The organism is Mucilaginibacter sp. OK098, assembly GCF_900142915.1.
GTDB lineage: Bacteria > Bacteroidota > Bacteroidia > Sphingobacteriales > Sphingobacteriaceae > Mucilaginibacter.
Genome location: NZ_FRCM01000001.1, coordinates 1,637,432 through 1,664,374 on the forward strand (window position 1 = coordinate 1,637,432; position 26,943 = coordinate 1,664,374).

The 26,943-nt window shown below is 40.7% G+C and carries 20 protein-coding genes; 15 read left to right on the plus strand and 5 right to left on the minus strand.

What is annotated here, in order from left to right; all coding sequences use genetic code 11:
- Positions 1-91 precede the first annotated feature (91 nt).
- Both ppk1 and BUE31_RS06875 read right to left on the minus strand, forming a co-directional pair.
- Complete coding sequence (gene ppk1 / locus BUE31_RS06870) at positions 92-2,134, minus strand: polyphosphate kinase 1 (RefSeq protein WP_073401451.1); 2,043 nt, start codon at positions 2,132-2,134, stop codon at positions 92-94.
- Entirely contained in the window at positions 2,135-3,448 is a 1,314-nt protein-coding gene (locus tag BUE31_RS06875) for a Pycsar system effector family protein (protein WP_073401453.1), read from the minus strand.
- A gap of 122 nt (positions 3,449-3,570) precedes the next feature.
- Here BUE31_RS06875 and BUE31_RS06880 point away from each other — a divergent pair, with 122 nt between their 5' ends.
- Positions 3,571-4,182, plus strand: a complete 612-nt coding sequence (locus BUE31_RS06880) for a phosphatase PAP2 family protein (protein ID WP_073401763.1) — start codon at positions 3,571-3,573, stop codon at positions 4,180-4,182.
- A gap of 143 nt (positions 4,183-4,325) precedes the next feature.
- Positions 4,326-6,707 (plus strand): GAF domain-containing protein, encoded by a 2,382-nt coding sequence (locus BUE31_RS06885; RefSeq protein WP_073401455.1) that lies wholly within the window; start codon positions 4,326-4,328, stop codon positions 6,705-6,707.
- A gap of 184 nt (positions 6,708-6,891) precedes the next feature.
- On the opposite strand, the gene BUE31_RS06890 is transcribed toward BUE31_RS06885, so the two are convergent.
- Positions 6,892-9,489: a BamA/TamA family outer membrane protein gene (locus tag BUE31_RS06890; protein WP_073401457.1), complete on the minus strand. Its 2,598-nt coding sequence runs from the start codon at positions 9,487-9,489 to the stop codon at positions 6,892-6,894.
- Positions 9,490-9,945: 456 nt separating this feature from the next.
- Positions 9,946-11,781, minus strand: coding sequence for a M61 family metallopeptidase (locus BUE31_RS06895; RefSeq protein WP_073401459.1), 1,836 nt, complete (start codon positions 11,779-11,781; stop codon positions 9,946-9,948).
- Between the two features lie 363 nt (positions 11,782-12,144).
- Here BUE31_RS06895 and BUE31_RS06900 point away from each other — a divergent pair, with 363 nt between their 5' ends.
- The 6 genes from BUE31_RS06900 (at position 12,145) to BUE31_RS30645 (ending at position 18,133) form a co-directional block, all read left to right on the plus strand.
- Positions 12,145-13,737 carry a flavin monoamine oxidase family protein gene (locus BUE31_RS06900; RefSeq protein ID WP_200801867.1) on the plus strand — a complete coding sequence of 531 codons (1,593 nt, stop codon included), beginning with the start codon at positions 12,145-12,147 and terminating at the stop codon, positions 13,735-13,737.
- A gap of 33 nt (positions 13,738-13,770) precedes the next feature.
- Positions 13,771-14,943: a pyridoxal phosphate-dependent aminotransferase gene (locus BUE31_RS06905; protein ID WP_073401461.1), complete on the plus strand. Its 1,173-nt coding sequence runs from the start codon at positions 13,771-13,773 to the stop codon at positions 14,941-14,943.
- A 157-nt stretch (positions 14,944-15,100) separates the two neighbouring features.
- The gene (locus BUE31_RS06910) at positions 15,101-16,099 is read left to right on the plus strand and encodes a Hint domain-containing protein (protein WP_073401463.1); all 999 of its coding nucleotides are present in this window, start codon (positions 15,101-15,103) and stop codon (positions 16,097-16,099) included.
- A 196-nt stretch (positions 16,100-16,295) separates the two neighbouring features.
- Positions 16,296-17,156: an SdiA-regulated domain-containing protein gene (locus BUE31_RS06915; RefSeq protein WP_073401465.1), complete on the plus strand. Its 861-nt coding sequence runs from the start codon at positions 16,296-16,298 to the stop codon at positions 17,154-17,156.
- A 76-nt stretch (positions 17,157-17,232) separates the two neighbouring features.
- Positions 17,233-17,751, plus strand: a complete 519-nt coding sequence (locus BUE31_RS06920) for a hypothetical protein (RefSeq protein ID WP_073401467.1) — start codon at positions 17,233-17,235, stop codon at positions 17,749-17,751.
- 154 nt (positions 17,752-17,905) lie between these two features.
- A complete protein-coding gene (locus BUE31_RS30645) occupies positions 17,906-18,133 on the plus strand; it encodes a hypothetical protein (RefSeq protein WP_143167031.1) in 228 nt (75 codons plus the stop codon).
- A 176-nt stretch (positions 18,134-18,309) separates the two neighbouring features.
- On the opposite strand, the gene BUE31_RS06925 is transcribed toward BUE31_RS30645, so the two are convergent.
- A complete protein-coding gene (locus BUE31_RS06925) occupies positions 18,310-19,179 on the minus strand; it encodes an alpha/beta hydrolase (protein ID WP_073401469.1) in 870 nt (289 codons plus the stop codon).
- 149 nt (positions 19,180-19,328) lie between these two features.
- Between BUE31_RS06925 and BUE31_RS06930 the strand changes: the two genes are divergently transcribed.
- From BUE31_RS06930 to BUE31_RS06960, 7 genes are all read left to right on the plus strand, one after another.
- Entirely contained in the window at positions 19,329-20,621 is a 1,293-nt protein-coding gene (locus BUE31_RS06930) for a flexirubin biosynthesis putative acyl-CoA ligase FlxY (protein ID WP_073401471.1), read from the plus strand.
- 355 nt (positions 20,622-20,976) lie between these two features.
- Entirely contained in the window at positions 20,977-22,527 is a 1,551-nt protein-coding gene (gene hutH / locus BUE31_RS06935) for a flexirubin biosynthesis tyrosine ammonia-lyase FlxA (RefSeq protein ID WP_073401473.1), read from the plus strand.
- Entirely contained in the window at positions 22,524-23,249 is a 726-nt protein-coding gene (fabG, locus tag BUE31_RS06940; protein WP_073401475.1) for a flexirubin biosynthesis SDR family reductase FlxB, read from the plus strand. The genes hutH and fabG overlap by 4 nt, the downstream gene beginning before the upstream one ends.
- Position 23,250: 1 nt before the next feature.
- A complete protein-coding gene (locus BUE31_RS06945; protein WP_073401477.1) occupies positions 23,251-23,697 on the plus strand; it encodes a hotdog family protein in 447 nt (148 codons plus the stop codon).
- Positions 23,698-23,707: 10 nt separating this feature from the next.
- A complete protein-coding gene (locus BUE31_RS06950) occupies positions 23,708-24,958 on the plus strand; it encodes a beta-ketoacyl-[acyl-carrier-protein] synthase family protein (RefSeq protein ID WP_234997763.1) in 1,251 nt (416 codons plus the stop codon).
- Between the two features lie 155 nt (positions 24,959-25,113).
- Entirely contained in the window at positions 25,114-25,734 is a 621-nt protein-coding gene (locus tag BUE31_RS06955) for a hypothetical protein (RefSeq protein ID WP_073401481.1), read from the plus strand.
- Positions 25,734-26,942 (plus strand): beta-ketoacyl-[acyl-carrier-protein] synthase family protein, encoded by a 1,209-nt coding sequence (locus tag BUE31_RS06960; protein WP_234997764.1) that lies wholly within the window; start codon positions 25,734-25,736, stop codon positions 26,940-26,942. Before BUE31_RS06955 ends, BUE31_RS06960 begins: the two co-directional genes overlap by 1 nt.
- Position 26,943: the final 1 nt, after the last annotated feature.

Here is a 26,943-nt window from a genome sequence, read left to right on the forward strand (position 1 = left end):
GACTGTACCCAAATTGTGTAGGGGCGTATCGCATATGCCCTGTTCGCTTGTATAGGGCGTATGCGATACGCCCCTACGACAACATATTTATTTATGTCCCCGATAACAACCTATAGATCTCCCTTTGCGCCTGCACAGCTGGTTCACCTTTAGGCACCGGGACATTTTCAAGCTCATTATTAAGCAATACAGCTTGTATATTATCCTGCAATTGCAGGTTAACAATTTGAATGATCTCGTTTTTCACGGCCTTATCATACACCGGGAAACAAACCTCAATCCGGTGGTAGATGTTCCTGTTCATCCAATCGGCCGATCCTAAAAACACATCCTTATTGCCTTCATTATTAAATATAAAAACGCGGCCGTGTTCCAGGTAGCGGTCAACAATCCGCCTTATGGTAATATTCTCGCTCATCCCCGCAACACCCGGTATCAGGCAGCAAATGCTACGCACTATCATTTCAATTTTCACCCCGGCCTGCGATGCTTCGTATAGTTTATTGATCAGCACCTGTTCTTCCAGGTTATTCATTTTTATCGTGATGGCCGCAGGCTTTCCGGCTCTGGCAAAGGCAATTTCCCGGTCAATCAATTCAATAAATTTACTTTGCAGGTTAAATTGAGCAACCAGCAAATGCTTAAAATCAATTTGATTATCAGGCGACGGCTTTTCCCGCTTGCTCAAAAACAAAAACACCAGCTCCATCTCGCGCAACAGATCCGGATTCGAGGTAAACAGGATATGATCGGTATAAAACTTGGCCGTAGATTCATTAAAGTTTCCAGTAGCCAGCAAACCCGAGTAAACAATCCGTCCGGCTTTCCTTGTTTTTACGATAGCTATTTTAGCATGCACCTTAAGTGCCGTTACACTATAAATAATTTTAACGCCGGCAGCTTTCATTTTTTTGGCCCACTTTAAATTATTGGCCTCATCAAACCGGGCTTTTAACTCAACCATTACCTGCACGCTTTTACCGTTTTTAGCAGCGCTTATTAACGCATTAACAATGCGCGAGTTACTGGCAACCCGGTAAAGTGAAATATAGATCTCCTCAACATCAGGATTAATAGCAGCTTCATTAAAAAATCTTAATACTGAATGATAGCTTTGATAAGGTGTATGAATGATCATGTCCTTATCCGCAATAATTGATGAAACAGAAACAGCTTCGTCTAACCCAACGGGATTTACCGCGGGCCAATCTTCATAGGAAGTTCCGGGCGATTTTAAGGGCAGCGAGAAGAAATCCCTAAGGTTATGATATACGCCACCTTCGGTTGCGCTGGCGTTTTGCAGGTCAAGCTGTGCGGTTATCAGCTGCATGGTGCGTAACGGGATGCCCGATTGGTGCAAAAAGCGGGTTGCCAGGCCTAGATCCCTTTTCTTTAGCTGTTTCTCAATCTCGTCCGAAAGGTCTCCCGGGTATTCATCCTGCAGGTCAAGCTCAGCATCGCGCGTTACCTTAATGCTATAGCACCCTTTTATCCTGGCATCCTTAAATATCCTATCCAGGTTATTTCTTATTATATCATCCAAAAAGGCAATATAAGTTTCCTTATCAGGCTTAACTGTAAAAAAACGGGGAAGCTCATCGGATGGGATATTAAGCATAATTAATTTTTCGGTCCCTTCGGCTTCCTCCAAATTCACAACAAAATACAACTTGTTATTCTCCGGGAAAAACTTGTTATCATTATCTAAAGCAACAGGCTGTAAAAAAGCCAATACTTCCGATAAAAAATACTCAGTGGTCACCTTTTTTACTGCATCCGGAAAGGCCTCATTATACAAAAGACGGACATTGCGGCTCTTTAGCAGCGGGATCAGCTGCTCTTTTAATATGGCGCCAAATCGTTGTTGCTGGGCATTTATCAGATCCAGCGCCTGCTTTAAAATTCCTTTTTGCTCCCCGGCATTTATCTGGTTATCATCCTTTTCACCTATCTTTTGTAATGCTCGCAATACAGGCATCCGCACCCGGTAAAACTCATCCAGGTTTGACGAAAAAATGCTGAGGAACTTTATCCGCTCCAAAAGCGGAACTTTATCATTAGCAGCCTCCTCCATTACACGTCCATTAAAAAAGAGCCAGCTTAAATCGCGGTTGAAAAAACGCTGTTGTCCCATTTATATAACAGCTGTTGTATGACTAAAAAAAGCTGAAGCAATAATAAATGCAACAACGGCTACAATAAGGCCAAACATGAAAATATTATACGCTATACGAAGCAAATGATATTTACGGCCCAAAACCACACCTTGCGCATACAAGTCTTTTATAAGGCTGCCGTATAAAAAGTCCTTATCCTCCATCATCATTTGCATCCCATAATTAAAGTCTTCCAGTTTCATTTTATAAAAATTACCAAAAAACAGCAGGTTAACTTTTTTCTCCTCAAGGTCTGCCTTTGTAAAAACACCATTTGGTATTGATGGGCGGGTTGACAAAATAGAAAACGTCATGGCAAGCAGACTAACGGTAAGCAAAATAAACGACGGAATTATCAAGTAGCCATATTCATTTAGCCGGCGCAGTACCAAACTGATAATTGCCGATAAAATAATAGAGTTAACAGTTATCATAATATGAGCCTTTTTATCGGCCATATCGCTTAAACGCTGGTGATTGCTTGAACTGATCCTGAACATGGTTTCAATTCCCTTTTCAGGCTTTTCATCTTTATCCTTATCTTTCTTCTTTTTACCTTCGGGCTTTTCTTCATCTACTTCTGCAGCATGTTCATGATCTTCAATAACGGTTGCGCCAAACTTCGTTTCCTCCTTATGTAATTTCTTTTCTTCTTTTCCCCGTTTCTTTTCTTCCTCTTTTTGCTGCTCCTTCTCTTCCTTCTCCCACTTCTTTTTTAATTCTTCCAGGTTTTTCTCCTTTGTGTCGTTAAGTAACACTTTACAATAATCGGTATGATAACTGTGGCTCTCTAAAAATTTGATGGTTTTTTCGCGCCACTGCTGTTTATTCAGATCGGCATGGTGCATCAGGTTAATTTCTTTAAACAAAAGCTTGTCCTTCTCTTTAAAATCATCAGTACCCAAGTGAAACAGGTCTGCATCGCAAACAATCTCCTCAAGCAATGTTTTAGGTGCTTGCGGCATCCTGGTAGCCATTATACAATTTGCAACCAGGTCAATATGTTTTTTATTAACATGATGTTCCTCCAAAAACTTAGCGGCTAATTCAGCGCCTTTTTCTTCATGATTGTCAATATTAACCATATACCCCAGGTCATGAAACCAAACTGCGGCTAAAACAATAAAAAAATCATCGTCGCTAAGCTGGTAATGGTTGGCTATTTTAATAGCGGCAGCCACAACGTCTTTCGTATGGTCCAGGTTATGGTAAATAAGGCTTGAAGTGTCGTGATCTTTATAGTAGGTTAGCACATAATCCTGTGCCTGTTCAAGTAGTTGCTGATAATTCATAGTGCCGGATATTTTGAATAGCAAATTAGCTTTTATTTGTGGTTAATTTAAATAGTGGTAACTTGCTTAATACCGTAAAAATAAGCAATCAATCTGCAAAAACGTTCTAAATGCCCCGTTACATGCCTACATTTTTCAATAAAAACTTTATACTGACAATATTCATACAACTACTAATATCTTCCATTTGTTTAAACAAAGCCTTAGCACAATCACCCATTCAACAATTTGACGACCGGGTGATGATTGATATTCAAAACACCCGCACACCTGAAAAAACCGGTGTGTTTTTATTCCTTTCGAATACTTACCGATATGGCGATATCGGAATTCCTGCTGCTATGCTTGTTGGTGGTATAGTTGGGCATAACGAGGCCTTGCGTCAAAATTCTTTATATGTGGCAAGCAGCACAGCCATATCATACGGGCTTACCGAACTTATTAAACATTTTGTTAAGCGCAGGCGTCCGTTTATTCAAAATATTAATATTGTACCTGTTTATCGCGCAAACAGCACCTCCTTTCCATCAGGCCACTCTTCAAGTACCATTGCAACTGCTACCGCCCTGTCAATTGCATACCCTAAGTGGTACATAATTGCACCGGCATTTTTGTGGGCAGGGTCTGTTAGTTATTCAAGAATGTACCTTGGTGTGCATTACCCAACAGATGTAACTGCCGGTGCATTACTGGGCGTGGGATCTGCCGCATCACTTGTTTTTATAAAAAAATAAAACTAAAGCACTGAATATTAAGTTAAAATAAAACCAAAGTTGATTTAGCGCCATAATAGCCGAATCTGCATGTAATCAAGCTTTTCACAATTACTTAATAATCATTTTTTTGGTAAATTTGTAATGATAAATATTATCAAACTATGCTAGTTCCGCAATTTTCAGACAATCCATTTCAAATAAAACTTTCCTTTCATAAAATAATTGAGGGCCTGGAAGAAATTGCAGCAAACGAAATCGGCATTGATGCCAAAAAAGCTAAATTATTATTAAAAGAAATACAGCCTTTTCCCGAATTAAGGGAAGGGATAGAAAGTATTGACCAGATTGCAAATAATGAAATCATAATTTCTCATTTGCTGGAGGGCCTGTTTCCTGCAATCCTATCTAAAAATGAAATAAAAGCAGTGAGCATCCCCTATTTGGGGTTAACATTTAATTATACCGACAGGTTTAAGGAGATCTTAAAAGCTGCCGGCAAGGATTTTGATTTTAACATCCGCGATTTTGATGAGCACCAGTTTTATATAATGAGCTGTTGTATAATACTCAACCAGTTTTATGGAACGCGTTTAGATTTTGGCAAGCCTCTTTTTTACGATATCCCTACAATTGATGGCATTACTAAACACTACCGCATTTTATATAATGCCGATTTTTTGGAGATAATACCTACCGAAAAATCAAAAATGCTAACCAAAGAAGACATCGACCTTTTAATGGATAATTACGATGACCTAGCGCTGTGGAAAGAGAAATTCCCTCCAGACAGCTGGATATTAAAAGGCTTCGGTATAATGACCTTATTTGATGCAACAGTTGAAAACGCTGTTTCAAGTTTAAAGGGCAATTTATTAGGCGATGTAGAATCATCTGAACTGGAAGAAAGCCTCGAAACAATATTCAGATCGATATTTAAGATTCCCGATCTTCATATTGGTTTTACTTCTTTTGATAAGGAAAACGATAAGTTCTCCACTACTTCGGGGCAAAAGGTTAAAAGCTATATGCTGGCAGGAAAAGCCGACGGCGATTGCCAGAAAATGCTCCGGGCTGACTCTTACCAAAACCTGATTAAGAAACACACCCCAATAGCAGTTACAGACCTGCCTGAATTTGCAGCACAAAATCCGGACAGTAAACTATCACAACATTTTGTAAATCAGGGCCTTCAGAGTTTTATTTTGGCCCCCGTTGTTAAGAACGGGATGTTGCTTGGTATTTTAGAGCTGGTTTCAAAAAGAACACGTGACCTTAACAGCGTAAATGCCAAAAAGCTGGAAATCGTAATGCCGTTTATAGTGGATACCATTTACAGAAAGGTAACCGATCTGCAAAACCAGATCCAGGCGGTAATACAAAAAAACTACACCAAATTACATCCAAGCGTAAACTGGAAATTCAGGGAAGAGGCCTTAAAACATATTCAAAGTAAAAATGCCGGCAAAAGTTATACGCCTAAAGAAATAGTTTTTCATGACGTATATCCTTTATATGGGCAAATTGATATAAAAGACTCATCAATCACCAGGAATTTAAGTGTTACCAATGATTTAAGTTACCAACTGGAAAAACTTATTTTATTGCTTGAGCAAATGCGGCAATCAAATGATATTGTTAGCGCTGAACAGGAACTGTTTGACCTTAAAATTTTTATTGATGACCTGGTTACCGGGGTAAAGGCTGATACCGAGCAACACATTCAAAATTACCTGGAGATAAACATCCACCCGCTACTAAAAGAAAATAAAAAGTTCAGCAAGGAAATTTCAAAGCTGATTAAAGAATACTTTAGAAATACCGATAAAATAACCGGTGACTTTTACGCCAACAGGCGCAAGTATGAAATTACTTTAACTTTAATAAATGAAAAGCTGATTAGCATAATTGATAACAGGCAAACAGATGCCCAGGCATATTTTCCACATTATTTTGAACGGTTTAAAACCGATGGTGTTGAGCACAATTTATATGCTGGTGCCTCTATAGCTCCCACTAAAACATTTGATCTGGCTCACCTTGAACATTTACGTTTCTGGCAGTTGCTGGTATTGTGCGAGATGCAGATTGAGCAATATCATCTAAAAAAAACATTGCCTTATCCGCTAAATGTTACTTCGTTGATATTAATATTTAGTGCGCCTATATCTATCCGTTTCAGGATGGATGAAAAGCATTTTGATATTGATGGCGCTTACAATATCAGGTACGAAGTTATTAAAAAACGGATTGACAAGGCTTACATAAAAGGCACCAAAGAGCGCATTACCCAGCAGAACAAAATAACCATCATTTTTTCAAAATTTGAAGAAGAACAGGACTATATTAAATATATAAACCTGCTGCAGGATCATGGCATCCTGGCCCCTAAAATTGAAGAATTTGAAGTAGAGGACCTGCAGGGAGTTTCCGGATTAAAGGCATTAAGGGTGGGCATATTGCACAACCAGGGCGAGTCGCTTGAAAAGATATTTAGATACGATGAGTTTTACAAGCAACTGAATGCATTTGTTGTAGAGAATTAAAATTGCTGTGCGGATTTTGAATGTGCGGATGTGCGGATGAAAAAATTCAAAACTGCACATTTATCTTCCGGCGTCGCATATCATTTTTCTCATCCGCACATTTGCATATCTGCACATTCGCACATCATTTTTCTCATCTGCAAATTTGCATATCTGCACATTTGCACATCATTCTCACATCAACCTAAAACCTGAACCCAGCGGATATATACGGATATGCTCCATCCTTTGAAAAACCTACTACGGCCTGTACAAGTATCAATTGTGCAGGGATCAGGTAAAAGCCACCTCCGTAACCATCATGCCACTGGTTTGATGATTCACCGGGGATCCAAACCCTGCCGATATCGTTAAAGCCAACTATACCGAAAGCACCCGGTAATATGTAGGAGGCATAATCAAATAATTTAAGGCGTACGGTGAGGTTATCATAAGCCATAGTTTTGCCTGTAAACCTGCTGCTGTAGAATCCTCTTAAATTTTGAATGCCCCCAAGCTGCAATTGCTGATAATAAGAAGCGTTGCCTATGGTTGTACCCCCGCCAATCCGGTTGCCAATAACAAATATTGAGTCCTTGTCAGGGTTTATGAAAAAGCTAAAATCAGTCGTTATCTGCCCATAGCTATGCGAATCAGAATTCAGTCCCTTTAAGCCCGTTAAGGTTGTATTCCACAACATGCCGTTATGTGGTATTATACCCTTGTCGCGTGTATCCAGAACAAGGCCGGCAATAAGTCCTGCATTTGCTTGAGTAGTAAATACTTTTTGATCGGGATGTAACGCATCATAATCATTTAAAAACCGGTTATGGTTATTGTCTTCATCGCCATTATAATATTGCGCTATAACACCTGCGCTTGCTATCCAACTGCCGTAGGTGTGTTTTATTCTTACATCAGCATTTAGAAAGTTATAAACATTACGATAATATTTTCTTTCCTTCTCCCCTTTGTTTACGTACTGTGTTTCGTTACCTAGGCCAAAAAAGTAGCTTTGATAGTTTGGCCCCTTTGATAATATATTAATCCAAAGATCGCTCTTGCCAATAACTTGCTTAAATTCGCCGGTATAGTCTAACAATAAGGAATTTGCCCCAAATCCGTAATTAACCACTAAACTTTGTCTGAAAGCGTACGGATCTTTTCTGAAACCCTGTTTTTGATAAATAAAGTCAGTCATCAGCTGTAAGCCATAATCACTATTATAGCTACCTAATATTAGTGGCTGAAGAAAATTATATTTATAACCCAATGCATGGTAGCTATTAACCCCGGTATCTGTTGAGACACGCAAATGAGCTTGCGAACTTTTAGGCAGGTTGTTCTTTTTGTCTGAACGGTCATAAACATACCTGTTTCCCTTTCCGGTTATATTACTATCTATTAAAAAGGTATCCTCACCCTTACCGCCTACCATTCTTACTGTTATTGGCGAATGTTCATTACCATGTACGGCAAAAACATCTTTACCATCAATACCGTAAAGTCTTATTTCATCGGTAACCGCCGGATCAAATATGCGTTGGTAAGTAGTGCGTTCAAGTTTTCCACTCTTTTTAAGTTTGCTTATAGTTACTGCTACTTTGCCATCGGCCTGGTTGATTATATCAAAATACTCCCGACTTTCTGATGCGGGGATCTCTACAGTTGCCGAAATAAAGCGATAGTATTTTAAAGCCTGTTGTTTCAGTATATTTCTGCGCGCTATAAGTTTGCCCGTAATTTCTGCTCCGCTAAGCTTATAAATATTTGCCGGCATTTGTTTTACCGCATCTGCTATTACCTGGTCGGTAAGCTTACTCTGTACATAGGTAATTTGAGTTTCCCAATCCTGCACATTCAGCTCATTCAAAAAATAACGGTCAAAATTACGGCCATTCAAATTCCAGCGGTTAATTGAGCGGATATGATCGCCATAGCTTTGAAACTTGGCCATAAACAAGTGCCTCGAAGCCAGCCAGGGTAAAGCACCGTATGCGTTATTATAAACCTGGTCTCTGTCGCGTGGGACTGGTTCATACAAGGTTCCAATACTATCTTTTTTCCGCTCAAAGCGCCATTGATCTTCGTGCCGGTCCCAATCACCAAGCAAAAAATCAAGCAGGCGCGCTCTTAAAACAAGTTTCTGGTCAATGCGGTTATCGTTATCCCCTTGTATTTTTCCTTGTACCTTACCTACATTATCCGTTTTATCAACATCCAAAGGCTCGCGTTCTTCAAATAAAAAAACCTGGTTGGCATAGTCTTTACGGTATTTACCTAATTCCGGGTCGTCCGGAACATAAACTACCTGCGGATGTGCATGCGGAATACCCAGCGCTTGCGCTAAAGGAGGAACTGTTAATGCAGCAAAAGGATGCTCAGCGGAAATTTGGTCCTGTACAATATCTTTAGCTATAGTTTGTCGCAAGTCCTTTGGTAATACCTTTTCAGGATACTTTTGTATGGTGCGCAATACCCACTCCTTCCCGCTTGAGTCCCGCAGCCTGAGCGATTTGGTTTGCATCCCACCACCGGGCTGTAAGATCTTTAAACCGCCTTTTTCTTTTGACAAGTGAAATACTTTCAGCGTAACTTTTGCAGACCATAGCTTCCTGTAATTTTCCCCTAAAAGAAAACGATGTGTACCGGTCACTTTATCATATTCAGGTTCAAGCGCTACATTTATGCTATCAGTTTTTGCCTGGGAAAACCCTTTTGAACTAAAAAAGACAACAGTAATAATGAATAAATATTTCAAATATATCAGGGGCTTGCCTGGTGTATTAAAAGATAGTGACATAGGGTATCTGTATGGTCAATATTCTGATTAATTTGTAATCGATAACAAAATAAGCAAAAACAGTGGTTTGTTTAACAGAATAATTAAAATACAACAACAATAAGGTGATTCTGTTACCAAATATCCCATTTATCAGCGGTTTCCTTTTCGGGAATGGCAATCAGGTAGCCAATAACCAATATACATGCAATTAATATCGTCCTGGTAAAAAAGTAAATTAAGTTTTCCATCGTTAAATAATTCAAGTGTGTTTAATTATAATGACGATTGAAAAGATCAATAATGCTACCAATTATTTAAACAATTAAAGATCAGATACTTAAAATAAAATCTTATTTAAAATTTAACGCTATATCGTTATTACAGGATAATTATCACCAAATGGCAATAAATTACACAAAAACGGCCGGCTCTTAAATTAAAGGCCGGCCGTTTTAAATAAACAATGCTTATGGCTTAATGGCCGCCCTCAAAAATACTTTTGTAGATAGCAGCCTGTAATGCATTAGGATTTGCTACAGGCTTAATTTCAAAGCTGCGTGATGTTTGTGTGCCTAAAGTTATCTTTACTTTTTCTGCCTTACCATTTTTAATTATCTCCATTTCAATAACATCACCGTCCTTTTTATCGGTAGCTATTGCCTGCAATAAAGCCAATGTTACAGGTTGGCTATCAACACTCACAATTTTATTTTTAATCCTTACGCCGCTTTCCCAGGCCGGCGATTTATAGGTAACAGCGCTTACAAATAAGGAATCCGGGGATTCTTTTGGCCCTTCAACAGTAATACCGGCCCATGCGCCGGGCTGTTTTTTCCAGGCATCATCAATGTCTAACCCGGCATATTCAAAATACGGGTGATAATTAACTTCCTTAACGGTTGACGCATATTCAAACACCTCATCAAGCGGAACACCGGCCGTATCTTCGCACACTTTTCTGAACTCTTGCGGTGTAAAGCCGCGTTTCAACTTTTTAAAATAGGTGTAATAAAGGGTGTGCATTACATCGTCAAGGCTTTTACGATTTTGCGTTTCGTGCCTTATCTTTAAATCCAGCATTAACCCTAATACCGGGCCTTTATCATAATAAGAAATGGTTTTGTTAAACTCATCTGCTACCCTGCCATTTGGCCCATCGCTCCATGTTTCAATACTGGCTTGTGTAGCCGACTGGAACAAGTGGCCCGGTTTTTTCTCATAATTCAGCAGGTTGCCCCTGAACTGATCTATCATTTCCTGCGCATTGGTAAGCCCCGCTCTCCGGATTATAGCATATTCATAATAAACCGTAAACCCCTCCGATACCCAAAGCATTTCGGTTTTGTTCCCTTTTTCATAATCAAACGGCCCAAGCTCAATCGGGCGGATGCGTTTTACATTATAGGTGTGGAAATATTCGTGCGCCAAAAAGCTATATAACCTCATTTTTCCGGCTTGTGTATTTAAGCCTTTTCCAGTAAACGCAACCGATGCCGAGTTTAAATGCTCAATACCGCCTCCGCCTGGGCCTACGCCCAAAAATGTATAATGTTTATAGGGGATCTCGCCGATAATAGCCGAGCCATTCTCAACAATCTTTTTCATATCGTCCATAAACCCCTGCTTATCGGCAATGCCCATTTTATAGCCGATAAAATCGTGCTGAATGCCATTTACTTTAAAGCCGGGTAATTTTTCCAGCTTACCCATTAGTATCGGGCTGTCATAAAGCACATCAAAATCAGGCGCCTGGAAAGTGGTAGAATCTTTCTCAACAATATCCATCCCCGTAGCTATACGTGTCCATCCGGGATATTGATTTATGGTAACTGTTACGGGCTGCAAAATATTTTTATCAGCATACATAAATAGTCCCGCCGGCGAAAAGTAAGCGTGAGCCGTATCTAAATAATTGCCGCCAACAAAATTGCGGATAGCTTCAATATCATAGGTAAGCTTCACTACCTTATTATGTGGCACACCAACTTTCCAGGTATTCTGGTCAGTGTGTTTAAAGTCGATGATTTTGCCGCTCTCATCGGTCGCGCTAAAAGCAGAAAGACTTTTGGCAAAGTTCATAAACTGGTAGTAGCCGGTTGTCCAGGTGGGCATTTTAAAAGCAACGGTGTCAGGTAGCTTGCCGGTTAGTTCTAAACTTATATGTGCGATTTTTTTTGAAGGATCAACAGACAAGCTGTAATGCCATTTTTGCTGCGCAGATGCAGACAAGATAAATGCCAGGTTTAGTAAAATTGTGAGAAAGCAGGTTAAAGCCTTTTGCCTGACCATAAGGGAGTAAAAGTTTATCATTTGTGTGTGGATTTAAACGAATATAAAGATTGAATGAATAATGAGGATTTTAAGTATTGATAAAATTACAAAACAGGATGTGACAATACCTACTAAATTCTATCTCACTATTACTAAAAATTACCCCATACATTTTAAATATTTTAAAAAAGGGTAACGAATAATTTATTTCGACCATATTTTATCAACAAAATTGGGTTTCTGTTAAAAATAACATAAATTTAACGTGAGTTCGCTAAAAGTTTATTTTGCCTCACCCTGCCCTCTCCAAAGGAGAGGGTTCTAAAAAGAGCGAAGTTAAAGTCCTCTCCTTTGGAGAGGATTTAGGAGAGGCAAACAATCGATACCATCACTACTTTAACATTGGAAACAATAACCAGGAGGAATTTTTTAAGCAAAGGCGCCATGCTTGCAGGGGGAGCTTATCCCGCAATGCTGGCTTTGGGGATGCTGCGCGCTGCACCAGCTCATGCTTTTGACTTGCAAGGCAGCGGAAACGGCAAAAAAATTATTATTTTAGGTGGAGGCCTTGCCGGGATGACCTGTGCATATGAGCTTAACAAGTTAGGATACAGCTGTACCATATTAGAAGCCCGCCAGCGCGCAGGCGGCCGATGTTGGAGCATCAGAAATGGCAGCACAAACACCGAAACTGACAAACCTACCATAACCGCCCGCTTTGACGAAGGCCAGTATTTTAACGCAGGCCCGTCACGCATCCCCCACAATCACGAACTTACCTTGCACTACTGCAAAGAACTAGGCATCCCGCTGCAAGTTTATAACAACGTTAACGAAGGCTCCTATTACTTTGCCGAAGGCAAAGGCCCACTATCCAACAAAAAAATAAAAGTTCGCGAGGTACATAATGATATCCGCGGGTATATGACCGAACTGCTTGCAAAAAGCATTGATCACGGTACTTTAGATACAGGTCTCACCAAAGAAGATGCAGAAAAAGTTATTGAATACCTGGCTGCCGAAGGTGGCCTTGATCCGGATAAGCTATACAAAGCATCTGCCCGCCGCGGTTATATTGAAAATCCGGGAGCCGGTGACAAGCCAGGTAAAATCGCAGATCCGCACAAACTGGCAGAGATCATCCAATCTGGATTAATGGACCCTGATTTTTACAATGTAGCCGAATATACTTACGAGCTGCAGATGACCATGTTCCAGGCTATTGGCGGTATGGACCAGATTGCAAAAGCATTACAGAAAAAAGTTGAATCAAATTTAAAACTGGGCGCCGAGGTAACAAACGTTACCAATATTGATAATGGCGTAAAGGTTACTTATAAAGATACACAGGGCGAGCATGTTTTACAGGGTGATATTTGTATTTGCACCATACCTTTACCCGTATTAAGCAATATCAGCAATAATTTTTCGGGCGACGTTAGCCGGGCAATTGATTATATCAGCTATATCCAAACCGGGAAGATCGGCCTTCAGTTTAAAAGGCGTTTTTGGGAAGAGGATGAGCACATTTACGGTGGCATTACCCATACCAATAATGATCTGACGCAGATCTTTTACCCATCATATGATTACCTGGGTAAAAAAGGCATTTTACTGGGTTATTATAATTTTAACGAAAAAGCCCAGCGCACCGGTGAACTAAGCTATGCCGATCGCGAAAAGCTTGCCTTGCAAAAAGGGCGATTGATCCATCCACAATATGACAGCGAATTTGAAAGTTCGTTCTCAGTTAGCTGGCACAAAACCAAATACAATTTAGGCGGATGGGCTGTTTACAGCAATGAAACCCGCAAAACCCAATACCCGGTATTATTAAAGCCCGATAAGCAGGTATATTTTGCCGGTGAGCATTTAACTTATTTAAACGCCTGGATGGCGGGCGCATTTGAATCGGCGCGGAGCGTGGTTACAGCCGTACATGGACGCGTAACGGAGCAAAGGGTAAAATACCCGACAGAAACAACTAAAGGATAAACTGACTTAATTACTCATAAAATTAAAACCACCATGGCAAACACACTTAACCGCAGAAACTGGATCAAATCCAGCGCTTTAATGGCCGGAGGACTGGCTTTAGCATCCGGTACAATAAATAAACTGGCAGCAATGCCGGTTGTTAATAAAAGCAGGCTGATCACCAATTTTGAAGCCGAACGGGAAATAATGGCGAATGCGGCCCCCGGATTAAAAGCGCGCTTGTTCTTCAATGAAAATCCATTCGGGCCATCACCGGCTGCTAAAAAAGCAATAATCGATTCACTGGATTTGAGCTACCAGTATATTTTTCCACAGATCAGACAACTGAGCTCAAAAATCGCTGCCTATGAGGGGATTCAGCAAAACAATGTTATGCTAAGCGCAGGATCATCTGCACTTTTAGAGGCTGCCGCCCTGCACTATTGTAAAGGTGGAAAAACCGTAATTACCGGCGAAACCTCTTATGATGATCTTCCATCGCATGCAGTACGCGGCGGGGGCAAATGGGTTAAAGTACCATTAACAAAAGATTACAAGCTTGACCTGGATGCCATAGAAGCAAAGATTGACGACAACACGGGCATCATATACATTTGCAACCCCAATAACCCCACAGCTACAGTGGTAGATACAGATAAGCTTAAGGCATTTTGCGAGCGTGTATCAAAAAAGACCATGGTATTTGTTGATGAAGCTTATATAGATTATTTACCTGATCCAAAATCCACAACGCTTATGGCTAATGTAAAGGCCGGGCAAAACATAATAGTATCCCGCACCTTTTCTAAATTATATGGTTTTGCCGGGCTGCGCTGTGGGTATATTGTAGCACAGCCTGAAACAATCAGTGCGTTATCTCTTTATACAAACGCGGATGCCAATCTTTCTTCAGCTACTGTGGCAGCTGCCATTGCGGCATACCAGGAAACCGACTTTTTAAAGGATGCATTGGCAAAAACACTTGCCTCAAGAGATTTTCTTTATGCTACCTTAAAGAAAGAGGGATACGACTACATTCCGTCATCGGCAAACTTTGTAATGTTCCCGCTAAAAATGGACGGACAAAAATTTGTCGGCGAAATGATGAAACGCGGTGTTGGTGTACGTAACTGGAAAATGAATGGCACCGACTGGTGCCGCGTAAGTATTGGCCGCATGGACGAAATGGAAGCATTTGCCGAGGCATTTAAACAATTATCATAATAACATTTAATTCGCACAGGCCTTCGACCTGTGCTGATGGATTTAGCCCTTTCAGGGCTTAGGTATGATAGGCTCTTAAGCCCTGAAAGGGCAACACAACTTAACGCAGGTCGAAGGCCTGTACGAAAATGAATAATAATAAACAATACGAATTAACATGCGTAACCTAATTTTAACTTTTTTTCTATTTATAATCGTACTCACAACCAATGCCCAGCAGGCAACTGTTAACCCACGCCCGCTTACATTGGATGAATACAATAAAGCCCTGACCTATACCATTGTCGATCTAGATAAAGACACTTATGTAAAGTTTGACAATGCTTATGTGCTTGATAGATACGAAAGCCGTAAACCCTATTTTATTACCGGCGGCGATGGCCTTAAAAAACGGGTTGATCTTTATAAGCTGATTGCCAAAGAGGGCATGCAGGAAATTGGCCTGATGGTATTTTATACCAGCGAAACCGGGAAAAAATACCAGGCCCTTGTGCCTGATTTTACTGCTGACGCAAAAGTATGGGCCAAATACTTCCAGGATATTGATGACATTAACAAGGTTGAGAAAAATTTCATCCTGAAACTATCTTATGTATTATCCAAGGAAATGAGCTTTCAGCAATACAAAGTATTGAATAATGGCAAAGACATGAAGGAAGAAGCCGCAACCTATGGTAATGACATTTGTTTCCCAGGCGACGAAGAGGTTATCATGAGCAATGGCGCTAAAAAACTAATAAAAGATGTAAAAAGCGGCGACGAGGTAATTACCGTTGACCCGGCTACCAATAAATCATCAGTAATAAAAGTAAAAGAACTTACCGTGCATGCGGCTAAAAACTATGCCATTACCGAACTGGTTTTGGTATCAGCAAAAGAGAAAAACACTGTTCAAGGCTTAAATGTCAACCTAAACACTAAAGTACTTAAAGCTACGCCTAACCACCCAATGCTAACCAAAGAGGGCAGCTTTAAAATTGGCGAAATAGCCATTGGTCAGCAAGTTTTATGCCTTAACGAGCAAAAAGGCAAATATGAAACCTATACTGTTTTAAGAAAAACAGAACATGCCGGCGGTGTACAAAACGTTTACAACATTGAAGCCGATGGCGGCAGCACATTGGTACTTAATGGCGTTATGGTGATGCAGAAGTAAAACTCATTAAAGCTCTGTGTCACTTTGTGAGTCTCTTAGTGATCTCTGTGGTAAAAAATCTAACCACAGAGGTAACAGAGAAGCCACAAAGACCACAGAGTTTAATAAATAAAAGGCTCTTTTATTAAAGGGCCTTTTCTATTTAAACAAATCCGTAAATTGGAGGTATATATAAATTCAAGTTATTTTGTTTGATATGAAACACATTCCAAAGCCGATACTTCTTTGTTTTATAATAATTACCTGCCTGTTCTGTATCAAATGCACCGGTCAGCAAAAAAGCCGGAGCCCGAAAGGTTACGATTTAAACAACCCGGTAAAATATAACATGCCTGAGGCCCTTCACGAAATATCAGGCATTGCGTTTAACAAAGGCAACCCGGATATGATGTTTGCCGAACAGGATGAAGAAGGCGAGCTTTTTTATTTTAAGCCTGGCAGCATGAATGTGAAACAAATAAAGTTTGGCCAGGGCGGTGATTATGAAGATGTAGCGATTACTAACAACCAGGTTATAATGCTCCGCAGCGATGGTGTGTTGTTTACTTTCCCACTGGATCTGAAAAAAGCTGAGGCTACCAATGTAAAGCAGTGGGATAGCCTGTTACCAAAAGGTGAGTATGAAGGAATGTATGCTGATGACAGCGATCAATCAGTTTATGTGCTGTGCAAACATTGCAGCATTGAAAAAACCAGTAAAACAAGCACTGTGTTTACGCTTAAGCTTTCAGCAGACGGTTCATTAAAAAATGCCGGTCAGCATACCATTGATGTTGGCAGGGTTAGTAAGCTGGCAGGGGTAAAGAAAATGAATTTCCATCCGTCAGGGCTTAGTAAAAACCCAAAGACTAATGAATGGTATATCCTGTCGTCTGTAAATAAATTATTGGTAATTGCCGATACAAACTGGAATGTTAAAGAAGTATATCCGTTAAATCGGGGCAAATTCGGTCAGCCTGAAGGGATAGCATTTGATAATCAGAATAATCTTTATATCTCAAATGAAGGAGATAAGGTTGGTGCAGGGAACGTATTGAAATTTACTTTTAAGCCGTAATAAAGACGCAAAGTATTGCGCCTCTACGAGCTTTTTTTTATATTTAAGCATCCTTAAACGCTTAAACTATAAGATCATGCCGAATCACTTATCAATCCTTGGAATTATTCACACTGCAATAAGCATCCTTGCAATTTTTGCAGCTCTTTATGCCTTGCTGCGCGATGGGAAGATCAGCCCATCAAACGGTCGCGGAAAGCTGTATGTCCTTTTAACTGTAATTACCTGTATTACAGGCTTGCCCATTATGCGGACCGGGCACCCAACCGCGGGACACAGCCTTGCTGTAATTATTTTAATTGTACTACCGATAGCCTATTTTGCAACATCCTTTAAATTTCTTGGAAAAAGCGCTGCTTATCTCCAGGTGTTCCTGATGTCGTTAACTTTATTTTTCTCCTTCATCCCCGCGGTTGTTGAAACCTTAACCCGGTTGCCAATAAGCCACCCCGTTGCCGATGGGCCAAATTCACCCATCATCCAAATGGGACTTTTAACTTTGGTTGTATTATTTACGGTTGGCGTTTTATACCAGTTGATAAAGCTGTACCAGCGCCAAAAACACACCAGTGGGCCAACGATAGATCTGGCATAATAAACCATTCTTGTTATTGCGAACGCAGCGTGGCAATCGCGAACTGTGCCTTCACGCTTTGCAGATTCCACACTATTCTGTTCGCTCTGTAAAGGTTGCGATTGCTTCGACCTCAATGACAAAATAGGGAACATAAAAAGCCCCTCAACTAAAATTGAAGGGCTTTACTATTTTATCAGATCTATTAAACATTGATCTTCAAATATTTTCTTTCCGCTTTGAGCTTTTCACTTTAAGCTTAATTATGGACGTGGTGGCGGTGCTGGTGGTGGTGGCGGTGCTGGCAAACGGATATGAATCCTGGCCCGGTGATGCCTGTACCGGCGATGACGCCTGCCAAAAGGCAATGGCGGAGGGGGTGGTGGAGGCGGAGGTCTCCTGATCTGTAAAAACGTTGATTCAACTGCCGGTGTTAAAGGTTCGGCACTTGCAAACTCCAAACTAAGAGTTAAAAACGCTGCTACTAAAAGAACTTTCAAATATTTCATGGTTAGCGGTTATTGGTTAACTGTTTTTTGATAACATTAAAGTTAACATTAAGTTTTAATTAGTAATCCATTACTTTATGTATAACTGTTTATACATAAAATCAGCTGCAAATTGCCCTGCCTCAAGCCAACGCCGTTCAGTGTCTTTACCTCCCTGAAAGATTGGATTAAAATGTTTTTGCAATTCATGCGAATAGCCCTCAAACACCCTTACACTGGTGGGGATACCTAATTTATTTGCTTCGGCATGTATGTCTGCTCCGCCATACAAAGAGGTATCTTTATGTGTTGGCGGTACCAGGCTGTCCCTGCTGCCATAAATATTAACAATCGGCACTTTTGTATTTTTCAGCCAGTTCAAATCAAAGATCCCACCCCATAAATTAATTACCCCGGCAACTTTTAACAGCTCCTTATTATCAGAATTTAAACTTGTTACCCCTGCAAATTTTGCCAGTTCAGCATTTGTACTATAAGCAGCATCCAGTGCTATCATCCCTCCTGCCGAGTTACCGGCAAGGATAATTTTATCAGGGTCAATATTATATTCTTTTGAATGTTCTTTAAAATAAGCAATCGCCTGTTTTGCATCCTGTACGGCATAATAGGCGCTTCGTTTTAGCTCGTCAAAATTAAATATCGGGAGCTTTTTACTTAAAGTATAATTAATAGCAGCACACACATACCCCCGCTGTGCAAAGGTTTTACTCCATAGCTCAATTCCCTTAGCTTCTTTTGTGCCGAATTTAAAACCGCCGCCATGCATCCAGATAATTAATGGCCTGCCAGTTGTGTTATCGCCCGCAGGTTGGTACAGATCAAATAAATGAGCCTTCTTTTTGCCCGATGAATCATTTGGTGAATAGCTTAGATCTTTTGTTTTGATTACACCTGCAAATACGATGTCTTTATATTTAACCGCCTGGGCCTTGGCAAACATTGTAAAGCAAAGAATCCCTGGAATTAATAATGATTGTTTAAACATAATAACCGATATACGTTACAAATATATCAGATGGTTGTTTGCTTCGCAATTTGTAAGGGGTAATTGCATTCGCCCTAATCTTACATTTTTGTTAGATTTGGAGCATGATACCTACGGAGAAAAGCTATCAACAGGCACAAGAGACAACGACAATGCAGAAACAAAAGCTGCAGGAGTTATTGGCATACGTTGCCAAAAATTCACCTTTTTATAAAGAGCTATTTACAAAACATCAAATAAACATAGCCAGTATAAAAACAATTGCAGACTTGTCTTTAATTCCTCCAACCGTAAAAGACGACCTGCAGCAACGTAATGATGATTTTTTATGCGTGCCAGGGAATAAAATCATTGAATACACTTCAACCTCAGGCACCCTGGGCAGGCCGGTAACTATAGCACTTACAGAGAAAGATTTGGATCGCCTTGCATATAATGAATATAACTCTTTTTTATGTGCCGATGGATCAGCTGATGATACCTATCAGTTGATGCTTACGCTCGACAGGCAGTTTATGGCCGGCATTGCCTATTATCTCGGCATCCGCAGAATTGGGGCAGGAATTATCCGTTTAGGCCCCGGTGTGCCGGCATTGCAATGGGAGACCATACAGCGTTTAAAACCCACAGCTATAGTTGCCGTACCATCTTTTATTTTAAAACTGATCCAGTTTGCGAAAGACACGGGCATCGATGTAAACAGCACCTCAGTAAAAAAAGCGATCTGTATTGGTGAAAATATTCGCAATAATGATTTTTCATTAAACATCCTTGGCAAAAAAATAACGGAGAGCTGGGATATTCAGTTGTATTCCACTTATGCCTCAACCGAAATGCAAACCGCGTTTACAGAATGTGGCGAAGGTAAAGGCGGCCATTACCAGCCAGAACTGGTTATTGTGGAGTTGCTGGATGAAAACGACAAACAAGTAGAGCCCGGCACTCCCGGTGAAGTAACCATTACTACTTTGGGTGTTGAAGGGATGCCATTGCTACGTTATAAAACCGGCGATATGTGCATGTATTTCGATGAACCTTGTGCCTGTGGCCGTACCAGTTTGCGTTTGTCATCAGTAATGGGACGTAAAAAGCAGATGATAAAATTCAAGGGAACGACCCTTTATCCGCCTGCTTTATTTGATTTACTGAACGAGCGCGAAGAGATCCTTGATTTTGTAATAGAAGTATATTCCAACGATATAGGGATGGACCAGGTATCGCTTTACCTTGTCCCGGCCGATGATACTGAAGAATGTGACCACCGGATCAGGGCCTATTTACAGGCAAGGCTTCGTGTAAGTCCGCATATAAAATATGTAACTGTTGAAGAGATCCAAAAGATCCAGTTTAGCGAAGCCAGCCGGAAGGCGATTAAATTTATTGATAAAAGAGCTTGATTTTTAAAATAGAGATAGGTTTAAAAGGTTGTCCGAAACATCATTTATAACGCAGGCCTTCGACCTGCGCTGAGGTATGTCGCCCTTTCAGGGCTTTGGCTTTGTGATACAACTTCAACATTCTGACCCTGAAGGGGTCTAATATAACAGCGCAGGGCAACGCCCTGCGTTATAAATGCATGAAGAGCTATACAAATATATATTTCGAACAATCAAGCTTTAAAACCCATCGCTATTTTTAAATAACACAATTCTCCTTTCCCTGTGTTATTGCACTTTACATTGATCCCTTTTACATATATTTTATACTTTAGCGGATTATTATTCACCCTGATAAAACAAACATTTTTTGCCCATGATACATGTTGGACAAAGTGCGCTTTCTTTAAATGATTTTTCTGAACTGATATTTAAACAAAACGAAGTTGCTTTAGATGCAGCTGCTTTAACTAAGATCAATACCAACTTTGAATTCCTAAAACAATTCTCGTCAAATAAGCTCATTTATGGCATAAATACCGGCTTTGGGCCAATGGCGCAATACAAGGTGAACGAGGAAAATATATTACAACTTCAATATAACCTGATCCGCAGCCATTCATCGGGCAGTGGTAAATTAATGACGGCCCAATTGTCAAAAGCTCTGATGATAGCCCGGTTGAATAGCTTTATGCAAGCTTACTCCGGTGTTCATACTGACGTTGTTGAATTATTAAAAGAGTTGATCAATAAAAATATTGCCCCGTGTATTTACGAGCATGGCGGCGTTGGTGCAAGTGGTGATTTGGTTCAGCTTGCGCACCTTGGTTTGGTTTTAATTGGCGAAGGAGAGGTTATTTTTGAGGAGGAGGTGCATCCAACCATAGAGATCTTTAACAAATTCAATATAAAACCATTATCTATCCATATTCGCGAGGGCTTAGCAATTTTAAACGGCACATCGGCAATGACGGGTATCGGTATGATCAATATCATCCAGGCTAAAAAACTGCTTAACTGGTCGGTGCTGTTTTCAGCAATGATCAATGAGATTGTTGAGGCGTTCGATGATCATTACTCAAATGAGCTAAACATAGTAAAACGCCACAAAGGCCAAAACGCCATAGCTGGAATGATGCGTGAAATACTTCAGGATAGCAAAATGATCCGCGACCGCTCCGAACATTTATACAACCCCGACAACCTTGACCAGGAAATATTTGAGGATAAGGTGCAGGAGTATTACTCACTGCGTTGTGTAACCCAGATCTTAGGCCCGGTTTATGATACTATCTCGCAGGTTGAAAATACAGTTGTAAATGAACTGAATTCAGTTAATGATAACCCGGTTATCGACCATGAGAACCAGAACATTTTCCACGGCGGTAATTTCCACGGCGATTATGTTTCACTGGAAATGGACAAGTTAAAAATTGCAATAACCCGTATATCCATGTTAGCTGAAAGACAGCTGAACTACCTGCTGAACAGCAAACTAAACCAAAAGCTACCGCCTTTTGTAAATTTGGGCGTACTTGGCCTTAATTTCGGTATGCAGGGGATGCAGTTTACGGCTACCTCAACTGTGGCTGAAAATCAAACATTATCTTTCCCTATGTATGTGCATAGCATCCCGAATAATAATGATAACCAGGATATTGTGAGTATGGGCTGTAATGCGGCACTGATGACCAAACGGGTTATCGACAATTCATTTGAAGTGCTTGGCATCCATTTAATGACCATTTTACAGGCGATTGATTATTTGGAATGTAAAGACAGGCTTTCAACCATTTCAAGAGCGTTATATGACGAGGTCAGGCTAATTTTCCCTAAGTTTATTGAAGATGCGCCTAAATATAAGGACCTGGAACGGGTTAAAACGTTCCTTGAATCTACCGATCACATTACATCTTTTTCAAAATGAAATGCGCATTAATCACCGGCGGTTCAAGGGGCATTGGCAAAGCTATTTGCATAAAATTGGGTGCCCAGGGTTATTATGTGCTGGTAAACTATAAAAGCAATATAGAAGAGGCTGAAAAAACACTTGCCCTAATAAAAGAAAACGGCGGTAATGGCGAGCTGATGCCTTTTGACGTAGCCGATAAAGAGCAGATAAAACAATTAGGCAACTGGATAGAGGCCAACGAAGACAAATACATTGAGGTACTGGTGAACAATGCCGGCATCCGTGATGACAGCCTGATGGCGTGGATGGCCGAAGAGCAGTGGGACAATGTTTTAAAAACCAATTTGGATAGCTTTTTTTATGTTACCCGCCTGGTATTAAACAGCATGCTCACTCGTAAATATGGCCGCATTATCAATATCGTCTCACTTTCGGGATTAAAAGGCCTGGCCGGACAAACAAATTATTCTGCCGCAAAGGCAGGTGTAATTGGGGCAACAAAGGCATTGGCGCAGGAAATTGCCCGCCAGGGAATCACCGTAAATGCTTTGGCCCCCGGCTTTATCAAAACCGACATGACCGAAGGGCTTGACGAAAAAGAATTAAAAATGATAATCCCCGCCAGGCGCTTTGGCTTGCCCGAAGAAGTAGCAAGTGCGGCAGCATTTTTTGCTTCGCCTGAGGCTGCTTATATAACCGGGCAGGTGCTTTCTATTAACGGTGGCTTATATTCCTGATATGGATTTCCCTGTTGACGATATCATTCATTTGATCCCGCAGAAACCGCCTTTTGTGATGGTGAGTAAATTGCTTTATGTTGATGAAACCACTACCAAAAGCAGCTTTATTATTAACCCGGATAATGTATTTGTAAAAGACGACATTTTCCAGGAAGCCGGGCTAATGGAAAATATAGCGCAAACAGCGGCATTAAGGTCCGGCTATATTGCGGTGAAGGAACACAAACCCGTTGAAGTTGGTTATATTGGAGCGATTAAGAATTTTGAGATATTTGATTTGCCAAAAGCCAACGATGAACTCCTAACCGAGATAACAATAGAAAACCAGGTATTTAACGTTACCATACTTTTGGGCAAGATTTGGCATAATGACAAGCTGATTGCCCAATGCGAAATGAAGGTATTTATGGACGATAAAACTCAAGAAGTCTTAAAGACTTCTTAAGTTTGGAATAATGAGCACGATGAGCGTAAAGGATGTTTTTGTAGTTACTGATAACATATTCTCCCCCCTCGGCAAAACCACGGCTGAAAATTTCACGCAGTTAAAAAACAATATATCAGGTGTAAAGCAGCATGACGATAAAGCACTTTCCCCTACCCCTTTTTTTGCTTCGTTATTTGATAAAGATGAAATTTTTATAGATACCACTAACCACACACGTCATGCCGAATTTATTTCGGCACCCCACAGGACGGATAGCCAGCATGACGATCACCTAGCAGATGGGGTGCTGAAACAAGTTCAGCATGACATTCAGTTGAGTTATACCAAGTTTGAGCAACTGCTTATTGCATCTATAACTGATGCGCTGCAGAACACTGGCATCAATTCAAAAGACAAAAAAACAATTTTAATTATCTCCAGCACTAAAGGCAATATCAGCCTGCTTGAAACAGAGGCAAACAGCGAAGCTTTGCAAAAGCGGGTTGCAATGTCAACCTCCGCCAAACTTGTTGCAGCTCATTTCGGCTTTCAAAATCAACCTCTCATTATTTCAAATGCATGTATTTCCGGTGTTATGGCAATTATAACCGGGATGCGCTTGTTAAGGGCCGGGCAATATGAAAATGCGGTGATCTGCGGGGCTGATGTGATCTCCAAATTTATCGTATCCGGGTTCCAATCTTTCCAGGCGTTGAGTGATACTATGTGCAAGCCGTTTGATAAAGCACGTACCGGTTTAAATTTGGGCGAAGGTGCGGCAACGGTAGTTCTCTCAACAAACAAACAATTTGAAGGCAATATAAAAGTTAAAGGCGGTGCGGTAAGTAATGATGCCAACCATATTTCAGGCCCATCCAGAACCGGGGAAGAATTGGCGTATGCTATAAAGCAGGCCATAAAGGACGCTGATATTGCAACAAGTGATATTGATTTTATTTCGGCACATGGCACGGCGACTGTGTATAACGACGAAATGGAAGCTAACGCAATCGGGTTAGCAGGTCTGCAAACAGCGCCATTAAACAGCTTAAAAGGCTATTACGGACATACTTTGGGTGCCGCTGGATTGATAGAATCCGTTGTTTCCATTCAATCTCTAAAAGAAGATCTCATAATCTCAACACCCGGATTTAAAGAATTGGGGGTAACTAGTCCGGTAAATGTATGCGTCTCCCCTATGCATATTAATGCCGATAATTTTCTTAAAACAGCCTCAGGTTTTGGCGGCTGTAACGCGGCTGTGGTGATTGGTAAATAATTATATTTGATAAAAAACTTGTCATTGCGAGGTACGAAGCAATCGCATACTATACAGGGCGAACAGAAATGGATGGAACCTGCAAGGCGTAAATGCACAGTTCGCGATTGCTTCGTACCTCGCAATGACAAAAAGGGTAAACAAGCAGACAAACATTGACAGGAACAAACTATATAACAAGCAGTTGCAGCATCAGCAATGGCACTGTAAATAAGGATGGCAACAGGGCATTTGAAAATCAGGGCGTTGATCTTTCCGCTTTCCTGCTTTCCATTTACCAGCATTTCCACTTCAATTATCCCAAGTTCTATAAAATGGATAATTTAAGCAAGCTAGGCTGGCTGGCTGCTGAGATCTTATTGAAAGAGGGGTTTAAGGAGTATAATTACCAACCGGAAGAAGTTGGTGTAGTTTTGGCTAATTCAAATTCAAGTTTGGATAACGACCTGAAATATGCGGACACAATAAAAGAATTTCCAAGTCCGGCGGTATTTGTTTATACATTGCCGAATATTGTGATCGGCGAGATCTGCATCAGGCATAAATTTAAAGGCGAACATGCGTTTTTTATCCAGGATAATTTTGATGCCGAATTCATTAAACAACAGGTAAACTATCTGCTGGAAAATGATAATCTGCAGGCCTGTATTTGCGGATGGGTTGAAGTTTTGGAACAGAATTACAAAGCAGTTTTGTTTTTGGTTGAAAAGAAAAAAACAGAGAAAAGCTTATTATTTTCGGCTGAAAATATGGATAACGTTTTTAATAAGGATTGATGGCGAATATGGATCAAACAGTTTATATAGCGGGTGTAGGTGTAATTTCGGCGATAGGGAATAATGTGGCTGAGCACCTGGCTTCATTTGAACGAGAAGAAGCAGGGATGGCTGAGATCACTTTGTTTGACACCATACACCAGCATACGCGCCCCGTGGCAGAGGTTAAATTAACAGATGACGAACTGATAGCCCAAACAGGATTATCAACACACAACGGGCGTACTGCGCTTTTGAGCCTGGTTGCGGCACGGGAAGCAATGGCCGATGCAGCTATCCCCGGCCTGGAAGAATTAAGGGTTGGCTTTGTTTCAGCAAATACTGTGGGCGGCATGGATAGAAGCGAGGATTTCTTTGTTAGATTTTTAGCTGACAATAGCAAGGGCAAATTAAAGAATGTTTTTGACCACGAATGCGGCAGCATGACAGAGATAGTGGCCGACCAGCTGGGCATAACTGATTTTATGACCACCATAAGTACGGCTTGTTCATCATCAGCAAATGCCATATTTTATGGTGCAAGGCTGATCAGGAACGATGTGGTTGATGTGGTGGTAGCCGGTGGAGCCGACGCTATTACTAAATTCACCCTCAACGGCTTTAACACCCTCATGATACTTGATGATGAATTTTGCAAACCATTTGACGAGCATCGCGAAGGTTTGAACCTTGGTGAAGGCGCAGGCTATTTGGTGCTTGTTTCGGATAAGGTGGCTAAAACATTAAATAAACCACTTTACTGCACTTTAAGCGGCTATAATAATAGCAATGATGCTTACCATCAAACAGCATCTTCTCCTGATGGAACCGGCTCATACCTGGCCATGAAAAAAGCATTGGATAAAAGCGGCTTACAACCTTCGGATATAGATTACATTAATCTGCATGGAACCGGGACACCAAATAACGACAGTGCGGAGGGAACAGCTGTAAAAAGATTGTTTGATCCCGAATATCCGCCAATGAGCTCAACCAAATCATTTACCGGGCATACGCTGGGCGCAAGCGGCGGCGTGGAAGCTGTGTTTTCTGTCCTTGCTATAAAACATGGCCTTATTTATCCAAACCTTAGGTTTGAGACCCGCATGAGCGACCTGCCATTTGAACCTGAAAGGAAATTTTTAAAGGATCAGGATATTAAACACGTTATGTCAAACTCGTTTGGTTTTGGCGGCAATTGTACATCTTTAATCTTTTCGAAGATCTGAT